Consider the following 10265-nt stretch of genomic DNA (forward strand, 5'->3'; position numbering starts at 1 on the left):
TTTTTTACTTTGCGTCCGGATCTTCCGGGTGGACACGTGCAATCACGCCAACCGTTGCTCGCGTAGCCTTAACCAAGTCCGCCGGCGCCACTTTCAACTGCAAACCACGTTCGCCTGCGCTCACGTAAATGTACGGGAACTGCATCGCTGTTTCGTGAATGAAAATGGGGTAGTTCTTTTTGAGTCCGAGTGGGCTGCAACCGCCACGAATGTAACCCGTCAGCGGAGTCAAATCCTTGAGCGGGACGGTGTCGATTTTCTTGTTGCCGCTTACTTTGGCGGCGCCCTTCAAGTCCACTTCGAGATTGCCCGGAACAACGCAAATAAGGTAACCAATCTTATCGCCATGCACGAGAATTGTCTTGAAAACCTGGTTGATATCTTCGCCCAGGCTGTCGGCCACGTGCTGTGCGCCAAGGTCGTTTTCGTCAACCTTGTATGGGATTAGTTCGTATTGAATCTTCTGCCTGTCCAAAATGCGGGCGGCATTAGTCTTTTTGATGTCCATAAATTCCTCAAAAGCGGGTTTAAACCCCTTGAATATTCCAATTTCAAATATAAATCTTTGAGGGTACCGGTTGCAATAGTTGTAAGTGAAAGCTAAATTAAAAAAGTGTAGTTGTATGGTGCTTTGGTGGAGAAGGAGTATTCTATGGACGTAATGAAGATTGACTATGACTTGTTCAAGAAAATCTTGAAAGAGATTCCGTCGAATATTTTCTTCAAGGACACCGAATGCCGCTACGTTTTTTCGACGCATTACTGGCGCCACCTTCAAGGTGCCGAGGATCCTTCGTGGGATATTGCCGGCAAGACCGACCTGGATATCCGCAAGGATAAGGAAAATGCAAAACTCGCGATGGAACAGGATCGCGAAATTCTCCGTACAGGCAAGGGAACGCAGTACGTCATTGAAATCAATCAGGATGGCGTGACTGAATTTTTGGAACTCATCAAGAATCCCGTTCGCGATGACGATGGCAATATTATTGGTATTGTCGGTCTTATCAACAACGTGACCGAAAAAGTCTTGCTCGAAAAGAAACTCGAAAAGTATGCTCACACCGACATGCTCACGGGCTTGTACAACCGTAATTATTTCGAAGAGTGGGTTTCGAGTCCTGTAAAGCCAGAGATGTGCCCGATGTGCGTGATTTCTGCGGACTGCGACGGTTTAAAGAAAACGAACGATACGTACGGACATGCCATCGGTGATGAACTGATTCGCCTGACGGCATCGCTGTTCCGCGTGGTGCTTCCGGAAAAAGCAATGATGTTTCGCGTGGGTGGTGACGAGTTCTTCCTTGTGCTCCCGAATACGACGCAAGATGAATGCAAAAAATATATCGATAACATGAATGAAGTTTCGCGTGCGTTGCTTTTGAAGGGCAAGCCGATTTGCGTTTCTTTGGGTTCTTGCGAAATTCCGTCGCCATCGCTCAACTTTATGCAGGCTATGGAAATAGCAGATAAGCGAATGTACATGGAAAAGAGTACAAAGTACTCTGAACCGAAAGAGTAGAAATTCCATGAGAAGAGATTACAAGGCTGTGCTGTTTGGCAATGGCACTATGGGCGAACGCCATCGCAAGTTTTTTGAGTATTCCGACGTACAGTTTTTAAAAATTTTTGATTTAGAAGATTTAGATAGCGCAGGAAATGTGCGCGCTTCGCTCGTTGATGAATTTGTTTCTAAAGATAAGGTTGATTTTGCCGTGATTGCATCTCCGGCAACAACGCATTACGAGTATGCAAAGCTTTGTTTGGAACGCGGAATCTCCGTATTTGTAGAAAAACCGCTTGCAACGCTTGGTGCGCAAGCGCAAGAATTGGTGGATTTGGCTATCCGCAATAATGTGATTTTATTTGTGGCGCAGTCGGAATGTTTTAATTCGGTTTTCTTGAATTTCCGCAAACATTTTATGAATGAAATCGGAGCCGCGGGTTCGTCGTTCCGTTTGGAATTCCGTCGCGAACACAAGTATTCTGCGCGTTGCCGCGATGTGAACGTGGCGCTCGATTTGCTGGTGCATGACTTGAGCCTTTGCCTTTCGATGTTCCGCTATGAAGATTTGAAAGTGGAAAAGTTCACGATTTCAAAAAATGAAGACCGCGCGCAAATGCAGATAAGCATTGTAAAAGGCGCTTATGCTGGTGCTGAAATTGACTTTATTGTAGACCGCAATAGCGATATCGATGTGCGGACTATCTCTGTGGAATTCGGGGGCGATGGTGGCCCGGCTTGCGATTACTCGGTGAGTCTTGCGCCGCATAACGAAAATGGCGAAGTCATCCACATCTCGGATTCGCTTGAGAATGAACACAAATTCTTTTTGAAGCTGATGGTGGGCGCCTGTTCTGAATGGGGTAGGCGAGCCGCGCAAAGCGCCGCGAACGCCGTCAAGCTCGCGACAATTACCACCGCGTCGTCCTCGACGATGGCTACAGCGTCATCCTGAACGAATGTGATATATGAAACTTGGCAACTTGTTGCCTTAGTTGAATTAGGTTCGAAGGAGCAGGATCCAGTTATTTTTTACGAATGAAAAAATCCCGCGATTTCTCGCGGGACTTTTAACTTAACTGGATCCTTCAAGGCGTAGCCTTTCAGGATGACTCCATTCGCTCTAAGTTACAGCTTAATGCTGCACGGCTTGGCGTTCCAGATTTCTTCAGCGTACTGCTTGATGGTACGGTCGGAGCTGAACTTGCCCATGCGAGCGACGTTGAGGATTGCCATTTCTGCCCAGTGCTTCTTGTCTTGGTAAGCATCGGCAACCTTCTTCTGCATATCCACATAGCTGCGGAAGTCTGCGCAGAGCATGTACGGGTCATGCGACAAGAGCTTTTCTGCAATGTGCTTGAAGGTTTCCGGATGATCCGGGCTGAAGAAGCCAGAAGCGATGAGGTCAATCACGCGGCGGAGATCATCATCCTTTTCGTAGAAGTCGCGCGGACGATAGCCCTTAGCGAGGAGGTCCGTCACTTCTTCAACGGTGAGACCGAAGATGAAGATGTTGTCGTCACCGACTTCTTCCTTCATTTCCACGTTAGCACCGTCGAGCGTACCAATCGTGAGTGCGCCGTTCAAGGCAAACTTCATGTTACCCGTACCAGAAGCTTCGGTACCGGCGGTAGAAATCTGTTCGGAAAGGTCTGCAGCCGGAATGATCTTTTCGGCGAAGGACACGCGGTAGTTCTCGAGGAACACCATCTTGAGCTTGCCCTTGCAATCCGGATCAGCGTCGATGATAGAAGCCACAGCGTTAGCAAGACGGATAATCTGCTTAGCCATCCAGTAACCCGGAGCGGACTTACCACCGATCATGATGGTACGCGGCATGATTTCCTTGCCGTCCTTCACCTGGATGTAAAGGTGGATGGCATGGAGAATGTTCAAGAGCTGGCGCTTGTATTCGTGAATACGCTTGACCTGCACGTCGAAGAACGTGTTCGTGTCGACATCGACATTCTGCGTTGCCTTGAGGTACTTGGCAAGGCGTTCCTTGTTCTGCTTCTTGACTTCCATGAATTTCTTCTGGAAATCGGCGTCCTTGGCGAACTTTTCGAGCTTCTTCAAATCGTCCAAATCCTTGACCCAGGATTCGCCAATCTTAGAAGTGATGAGTTCGGACATAGCCGGGTTAGCCTTGCGGACCCAGCGACGCGGCGTCACGCCGTTCGTCTTGTTGTTGAACTTTTCAGGCCACAGTTCGTAGAAGTCTTTGAAGAGCGTCGTCTTCAAAAGGTCGGAGTGGAGTGCTGCCACGCCGTTCACAGCAAACGAACCCACGATGGAGAGATATGCCATGCGGACCATCTTGCAGCCGCCTTCTTCGATAAGGCTCATGCGGGCGAGACGTGCGTTGTCGCCAGGCCACTTCATGGAAACCATGCGGAGGAAGCGAGCGTTGATTTCGTAAATGATCTGGAGGTGACGCGGCAAGAGCTTTTCGAACAAGCTGACCGGCCACTTTTCAAGAGCTTCCGGCATGAGCGTGTGGTTCGTATAAGCGAACGTATGCGTCACGATGTCCCAAGCTTCGTCCCATTCGAGATTTTCGATGTCGAGGAGGATGCGCATCATTTCGGCGATAGAGATTGCCGGGTGCGTATCGTTCAACTGGATGGCGACCTTTTCCGGGAAGAGTTTCCAGTCGTTGTTGTGGAGCTTCTTGAAGCGCTTGATGATATCCTGCAAAGAAGCAGAGCAGAGGAAGTACTGCTGCTTGAGGCGGAGTTCCTTACCGTTCATGGAAGCGTCGTTCGGGTACAAGACCTTGGAAATCGTTTCGGAAAGTTCCATGTCCTGCACAGCGGCGATGTAGTCACCGTTGTTGAAGTAGCTAAGACCGAAGTCGTCAGCGGACTTGGCGCTCCAGAGGCGGAGGTTGTTCACTGTGTTGTTCTTGTAACCCGGGATCGGCGTATCGTACGGGAGGGCCATCACGTAGTCCTTCGTTTCCCAACGGTTGCGGAGGCGACCGTTTTCGTCCATCCAGCTGACCACGTAGCCGTAGAACGGCACCTTGATAGCGTTAGCCGGGCGGGCGATTTCCCACGGGTTCGGGAGGCGCAGCCAGTTGTCCGGCTGTTCTTCCTGTTCGCCATTCACAATCTTCTGGCTGAACATGCCGTATTCGTAACGGATGCCCATACCCGTTGCCGGAAGTTCGAGCGTAGCCATGGAGTCGAGGAAGCAAGCTGCCAAACGGCCAAGACCGCCGTTGCCAAGCCCAGCGTCCACTTCCTGTTCGCGGAGTTCTTCGAGCGTCATGCCGATTTCGTCAAGAGCTTCTGTGACGGCGCTTTCGACGTCGAGGTTCAACACGGAGTTGCCGAGCGTACGGCCAATCAAAAATTCGAGAGAGAGGTAATAGACGCGCTTGACGTCTTTTTCGTAATAGGTGTTCTGCGTCTTGATCCAACGGTCAACAAGACGGTCACGCACGGCGTAAGCCACAGCGAGGAACTTTTCGTGGTCCGTCACCGTGTATTTGCTGCGGGCGAGCGTGTGGTGGATGTGGTCGGTAAATGCCTTGCGGAAAGCTTCCGCATCGGTACCGAGCACGGTAATGTCACTTGCATTCTTGGTAGTTTTAGCCATAAATCTAACCTGCCTGGTATTGTTTATTCAATCCAAGGAAAAGTTTAGAAATTTTTACGAGATTTGCAATACGTTAATTCTGTAAACCACAGTTGTAAGCCTTTTCAGGATATGTAAATGATGTTTGTGAAAAAAAAGGCAGCCCGCCTCTTGCGAGCTGCCGTTGCTATTTTCCGTGCATTCCCGGGAACATCGCGACGCATTCCAATTGTGTTGTCGCACATCTCGTCGTCGCGCATCTCGTTATTGCGGGAAAAGCGTTTGATTACAATTGTCCGGGGAGTACTAGCTTTTCCTTAGGTGGAAAGCTAGCCTCGTACTTCTCGAATTCTTCGGGCATTCGCTCGGTCACGAAGTAGCCTTCGGGGTCTTTGTACGAGCCTGTCACTCCGTCCAAGAACCCCTCGTCGAGTTCCTTGCACAAAAAGTACGGTGCGTCGCTGTTCGGGTCGTCGGCGTAGCGGATGCCCTTGACGTAAGCGGGGACAAATCCGCTCTTGCCGTAGAATCCGATGTTTCCGACGATGAGCAGGCAACCTGCGCCCATTTGGCGGGCGAGTTCCATGGAATAGTCGAGGAGCGCCTTGCCGTATCCCTGTCGCTTGTAGTTCGGATGGATGCTGATGGGCCCGAAGGTCATCATGCGGATTTTGCGTCCGTCGTCGGCGTCGATTTTCGACCACGCATACATTACGTGTCCGATAATTTGTCCGTCAACTTCCATGACGAGCGAGAGTTCCGGGATAAAGCTTGGGTCGTTCCTGTAATGGTGGAGGACAAAATGCTCCACGCAGCCGGGACGGTAAACGTTCCAGAATGCTTCTTGGGTGAGATTTTCGACGATTTTAAAGTCGCGCGGTTGTTCCGTGCGGATATTGTATTTTTTCATTGTTTATCTCCAAAATTTTTGTGTGAATCGGCACAATCACCTTGGAAGACCGCCTAGAAAACATTCGTCTTCCAAGGCGCTAAACAATGAACCAATATTTACTAGATAACATCCAGCCTCTGATAAAAGTGATGCCCTAAATATACATAGTTTTGCCGTGTTTAGGAATTTTTTACGAGGAAATTTTTGTGAAAAATCTAAATTTCAATGTTAGTATATGAGGAATTTTGGAATATGAAAAGACTTTCCGCCAAGTATTTTGTGGGTGCCCTTTTGGCTGGGCTTTGTGTTTTTGTCGGTTGTGGCGATGATTCGTCTGATCCGGTTTCTGCTACGCCAGGTCAGAGCTATGTATCTTCTTCGAGCGATGCTTCGCTGCCTGTAAATCAGTCTTCTTCTAGCGTTGTTTCCCCGGTTTCTAGTTCTTCTCTTTTGATTGATCCGAGCGTTTCCAGTTCCTCGGTTCTCGTGAATCCGGGTGTGTCGAGTTCGTCTGCGGTAACACCTACTCCGACGTCGAGCGCTGGTGAAATTCCGCCTGGCACGGAATTCTATACTTTTGAAACGAATCCGGCTGCTCTTGGACTTGTTCCGGATGCCGATGGTTTCTACGATGCTGGCGATGTCTATAAGGCTGTGCCCAAGACCAGTAAGATTGCGTTTGTGCTTCGCCATTCCAAGCGCTCCAAGACGAATACGGGCAAGAATTCCCCGTTGACTCCGATTGGTATTCAAATGGCGCAGACTCTCGGAACAAAGCTTGCGGGCGATGAACCGTTCTATTATGCATCTACGGACTTTGTGCGTACTCGTGAAACTTGCACGAACGTTGCAATCGGCCGTGGTGAAGGTGAAGTTGATGTTGTCACTTGGGACGAAGGCATCAACGGTAGTTATTTCTTGACGGTCCCCTCAGATACTTTGGATGCTCTTGTTGCCAAGAAGGGCGGCAATCCGAGATATATCGCCATGTATGCTTATGGTGAACCGTTCCCGACGGTTGCCAATCTCAATGTCATTCTTCCGACGTATTTCCATGACTTCTTCCAGCGCGGAAATCAGTTCATCAACGAAGTTATCGTTGCCAATATGCCTTCTTGGAAGCGCGTGAGCGTTCTTGTAAGCCATGACATGTTGGTGGCTCCGCTTATTATTTTGGTGTCAAAAAGAACCGTTGATTTGAGAATTTACGAAGAAACGAACCATTGGGTCAACTACATTTCGGGCATCGCAGTGATTGTTGATGAAGCGGGTGCTGTGATGGCTCTTCCGGTTCGTGGTGATGAAGTGGGCTGGATGCGCCCGAGAGACGAAGTCGACGAAGGTGTCTAATGAAAGTCGCTCTTCTTGGCTCCACAGGACTTATCGGGAAGAGCGTCGCTCAGTTGCTTTCCCGTTTAGATGACGTGGAATCTGTTTTTTGCCCGGTGCGTTCGGTCCCAGACTTGAATGCGCTGGGCATTTTTAATGGCATATCGAAGTTTAATTTTGAGGCGGTGGATTTTGATGCTCTTTTGAGTGCTCGGCCCGAAGAGCAATGGGCGTCTAGCGTTTGCAAGAACTTTGCTGGTTGCGACGCCGTGATTTGCTGCCTGGGGACGACGCTCAAACAGGCGGGGAGTAAACCCGCTCAAGAAAAGGTCGATTTGCGTTTGCCGCTCACGCTTGCAGCTTTGGCAAAGCGTCAGGGTGTCAAGCATTTCCTGTGCGTGAGTGCCATGGGGGCAAATTCGAATTCGCCGTTCTTCTATAACCGCCTGAAGGGGCAACTTGAAGAAGGCCTTACGATGATGGGCTTCGATAGCCTGACGCTCGTGCGTCCGTCACTGCTTCTTGGCAAACATAAGGACAAGCGCTTTGGCGAAGAGCTGATGCAAAAGCTTTTCGGGGCGCACCCGGAATGGGTGCCGGCGCATTTCCGTCCGGTGCCTGCAGAGACGGTTGCCGCGCATCTCGTGGCGAACATGCTCAAGCCTCCCGTGGACCACGTTTGCGCAGCCGATGGTGTAAAAGGCAAGCGCATTATCTATAACCGTCAACTTCGCGAATTGTAATGCTGTCATGCCCGCCTCCGAGCGGGCATCCCCTTTTTATAGAAGAATATTTTTAATTTTTATAAAAACTCTAACGGAGGTCTTATGACGATTGTCGTCTTTATCCTTTATTTGCTGATGATGCTTGGCATCGGAGCGTATTTCTCTCGCAAGGCGAACAGCCTGAACGCCTATTACCTCGGTAACCGCGGCATGAACAAGTGGGTGGTCGCCATGTCCGCCCAGGCGTCCGACATGAGCGGCTGGATGCTGATGGGCCTTCCGGGCGCCGTGTTCGTGAGCGGTTTTTCCGAAGCTTGGATCGGTATCGGCCTTGTGGTCGGTACGTACTTCAACTGGAAAATCGTCGGTCGCAGGCTCCGCAAGTACAGCCATTTCTGCGGCGACTCGATTACTCTCCCGGACTTTTTCTCGAACCGTTTCCGCGATAACAAGGGCATCATCCGCGTCATCGCCTCGATTTTCATTTTGGCCTTCTTCCTTTTCTATACGGTCTCGGGCTTTGTCGCTAGCGCAAAACTCTTCAGCACCATCTTTGGTATGGATTACACCACGGGTCTCATTCTCGGTGCCATCGTGGTGGTGAGCTACACGTTCATGGGCGGCTTTTTTGCCGTGTGCTGGACTGACTTTATCCAGGCTTCTATGATGCTGATTGCCGTCCTCGTGATTCCTCTGATGATCATGAGCGGCTCTGGCGGCTTTGCCTCGACGATGGATGCTGTGAACGCTCAGAACCCGTACTTGATGAGCCTTTTCACGAACGCTACGACGGGCAAGTCCATTGGCCTTATCGCGCTGATTTCTAGCCTCTCTTGGGGCCTTGGCTACTTTGGCATGCCGCACATCCTCGTGCGCTTCATGTCCATCAAGAACGCCGAAGAAATCAAGGATTCTCGCCGTATCGCTATGACTTGGGTGATTATCTGCCTTGCCGCTGTCGTGATGATTGCTCTCCTCGGTCGCTATTACGTGACGGCTCATGGCATCACCGTTGATGACCCGGAACGCATTTTCATGATTCTCTGCCAGGCACTTTGCCATCCGGCGATTGCCGCTATCCTCATGGCTGCCATTCTCGCTGCTATCATGAGTACTGCTGACTCCCAGCTTCTGGTTTCTGCTTCCGCTTTCAGTAACGACCTTTACAAGCACCTGTTCCGCAAGAACGCAAGCAACAAGGAAGTGATGTGGGTTAGCCGTGGCGTGGTCGTGGTGATTACGCTTATTGCCGTGATTGTCGCTATGCAGGGCGCTCCGAGTGCCGATGGCGTGAAGCATGGCAAAAGCTTCCTTGACGTGGTGATGAGCCTCGTGAGCTTTGCCTGGGGCGGTTTCGGTGCAACGTTTGGCCCGATTATGTTGCTCGCCCTCTTCTGGAAGCGCACGACGCTCCCGGCTGCTGTTGCGGGTATGCTCGTGGGTGGCCTTACGACGTTTATCTGGAAGTTCTACCTCTCCGGCTTCTCTGCTGAAATCTTCCAGATTTACGAACTCGTGCCGGGCTTTATCCTCTCCTTCGTGACGATCGTCGTCGTGAGCCTTTTGACCAAGGAACCCTCTGCCGAAATCCAGCTGGAATTTGACCGCGTGGAAAGCACTCGCTTGAGCGATATGAAACTGTAATTGGATGGGGGTGACCAGCCCGTAACGCCTGGCTCCTGATAACAAAAAAGACGCTTAACAGCGTCTTTTTTTACTTAGACGGGAACGGGTCCTCGTCCAAATTACGATAAAAAAGAAAACCACCTTTGCAGGTGGTTTTTCTTTAGAGCGGGAAAAGGGACTCGGACCCTCGACCCCGACCTTGGCAAGGTCGTGCTCTACCAACTGAGCTATTCCCGCGAGGGTAGCCCATATATAGAAATAAAATTTGTAGTTATAAAGGGGTGATGGCTGAAAAAAGTGATTTTTTTTTGTAGAGCGGGAAAGGGAATGATTCGTCGTCAGTCACCCGTGCTAAGGCACGGGCTGACTCCTCACCCTTACGGGCTTATCGCTACGCGATAATTCCTAAACAACTCGTACGCACTTCGTGCATCTCGTTGTTTAGTCGGCCCCTCTTCTCGGGTCCTCGTCCAAATTACGATATAAAAAAAGAAAACCACCTTTGTAGGTGGTTTTTCTTTTTTTTAGAGCGGGAAAAGGGACTCGGACCCTCGACCCCGACCTTGGCAAGGTCGTGCTCTACCAACTGAGCTATTCCCGCGAGGGT

Annotated in this window: 8 protein-coding genes and 2 tRNA genes; 5 read left to right on the forward strand and 5 right to left on the reverse strand. The window is 50.3% G+C overall.

Annotated elements, in window-relative coordinates; translation table 11 throughout:
- Positions 1-4: 4 nt before the first annotated feature.
- Positions 5-508, reverse strand: a complete 504-nt coding sequence (gene ybaK, locus B7991_RS09715) for a Cys-tRNA(Pro) deacylase (protein WP_014546744.1) — start codon at positions 506-508, stop codon at positions 5-7.
- A 144-nt stretch (positions 509-652) separates the two neighbouring features.
- Here ybaK and B7991_RS09720 point away from each other — a divergent pair, with 144 nt between their 5' ends.
- Positions 653-1522: a sensor domain-containing diguanylate cyclase gene (locus tag B7991_RS09720; RefSeq protein WP_088630649.1), complete on the forward strand. Its 870-nt coding sequence runs from the start codon at positions 653-655 to the stop codon at positions 1520-1522.
- A gap of 7 nt (positions 1523-1529) precedes the next feature.
- A complete protein-coding gene (locus B7991_RS09725) occupies positions 1530-2459 on the forward strand; it encodes a Gfo/Idh/MocA family protein (protein ID WP_088630650.1) in 930 nt (309 codons plus the stop codon).
- 173 nt (positions 2460-2632) lie between these two features.
- Here the strand turns inward: B7991_RS09725 and B7991_RS09730 are convergent, their stop codons facing one another.
- Both B7991_RS09730 and B7991_RS09735 read right to left on the reverse strand, forming a co-directional pair.
- Positions 2633-5107, reverse strand: coding sequence for a glycogen/starch/alpha-glucan phosphorylase (locus tag B7991_RS09730; RefSeq protein WP_088630651.1), 2475 nt, complete (start codon positions 5105-5107; stop codon positions 2633-2635).
- 265 nt (positions 5108-5372) lie between these two features.
- Positions 5373-5996, reverse strand: coding sequence for a GNAT family N-acetyltransferase (locus B7991_RS09735; RefSeq protein WP_088630652.1), 624 nt, complete (start codon positions 5994-5996; stop codon positions 5373-5375).
- 234 nt (positions 5997-6230) lie between these two features.
- Between B7991_RS09735 and B7991_RS09740 the strand changes: the two genes are divergently transcribed.
- The 3 genes from B7991_RS09740 (at position 6231) to putP (ending at position 9676) form a co-directional block, all read left to right on the forward strand.
- A complete protein-coding gene (locus tag B7991_RS09740) occupies positions 6231-7328 on the forward strand; it encodes a histidine phosphatase family protein (RefSeq protein ID WP_088630653.1) in 1098 nt (365 codons plus the stop codon).
- On the forward strand, positions 7328-8050 hold the full coding sequence (locus B7991_RS09745) for an NAD(P)H-binding protein (RefSeq protein WP_088630654.1): 723 nt from the start codon (positions 7328-7330) through the stop codon (positions 8048-8050). The genes B7991_RS09740 and B7991_RS09745 overlap by 1 nt, the downstream gene beginning before the upstream one ends.
- 84 nt (positions 8051-8134) lie before the next feature.
- Positions 8135-9676 carry a sodium/proline symporter PutP gene (gene putP, locus B7991_RS09750; RefSeq protein ID WP_088630655.1) on the forward strand — a complete coding sequence of 514 codons (1542 nt, stop codon included), beginning with the start codon at positions 8135-8137 and terminating at the stop codon, positions 9674-9676.
- Between the two features lie 146 nt (positions 9677-9822).
- On the opposite strand, the gene B7991_RS09755 is transcribed toward putP, so the two are convergent.
- Positions 9823-9895, reverse strand: a tRNA-Gly gene (locus tag B7991_RS09755).
- Between the two features lie 291 nt (positions 9896-10186).
- Positions 10187-10259: transfer RNA gene (locus tag B7991_RS09760), tRNA-Gly, on the reverse strand.
- Positions 10260-10265 lie beyond the last annotated feature (6 nt).

Origin of the sequence: Fibrobacter sp. UWB3 (assembly GCF_002210405.1) — a bacterium.
Lineage (GTDB): Bacteria > Fibrobacterota > Fibrobacteria > Fibrobacterales > Fibrobacteraceae > Fibrobacter.

Coding starts and splice junctions, on each gene's coding strand:
- ybaK (WP_014546744.1), bottom strand. CDS start 508: ATGGACATCAAAAAGACTAATGCCGCCCGCATTTTGGACAGGCAGAAG.
- B7991_RS09740 (WP_088630653.1), top strand. CDS start 6,231: ATGAAAAGACTTTCCGCCAAGTATTTTGTGGGTGCCCTTTTGGCTGGG.
- B7991_RS09730 (WP_088630651.1), bottom strand. CDS start 5,107: ATGGCTAAAACTACCAAGAATGCAAGTGACATTACCGTGCTCGGTACC.
- putP (WP_088630655.1), top strand. CDS start 8,135: ATGACGATTGTCGTCTTTATCCTTTATTTGCTGATGATGCTTGGCATC.
- B7991_RS09720 (WP_088630649.1), top strand. CDS start 653: ATGGACGTAATGAAGATTGACTATGACTTGTTCAAGAAAATCTTGAAA.
- B7991_RS09735 (WP_088630652.1), bottom strand. CDS start 5,996: ATGAAAAAATACAATATCCGCACGGAACAACCGCGCGACTTTAAAATC.
- B7991_RS09725 (WP_088630650.1), top strand. CDS start 1,530: ATGAGAAGAGATTACAAGGCTGTGCTGTTTGGCAATGGCACTATGGGC.
- B7991_RS09745 (WP_088630654.1), top strand. CDS start 7,328: ATGAAAGTCGCTCTTCTTGGCTCCACAGGACTTATCGGGAAGAGCGTC.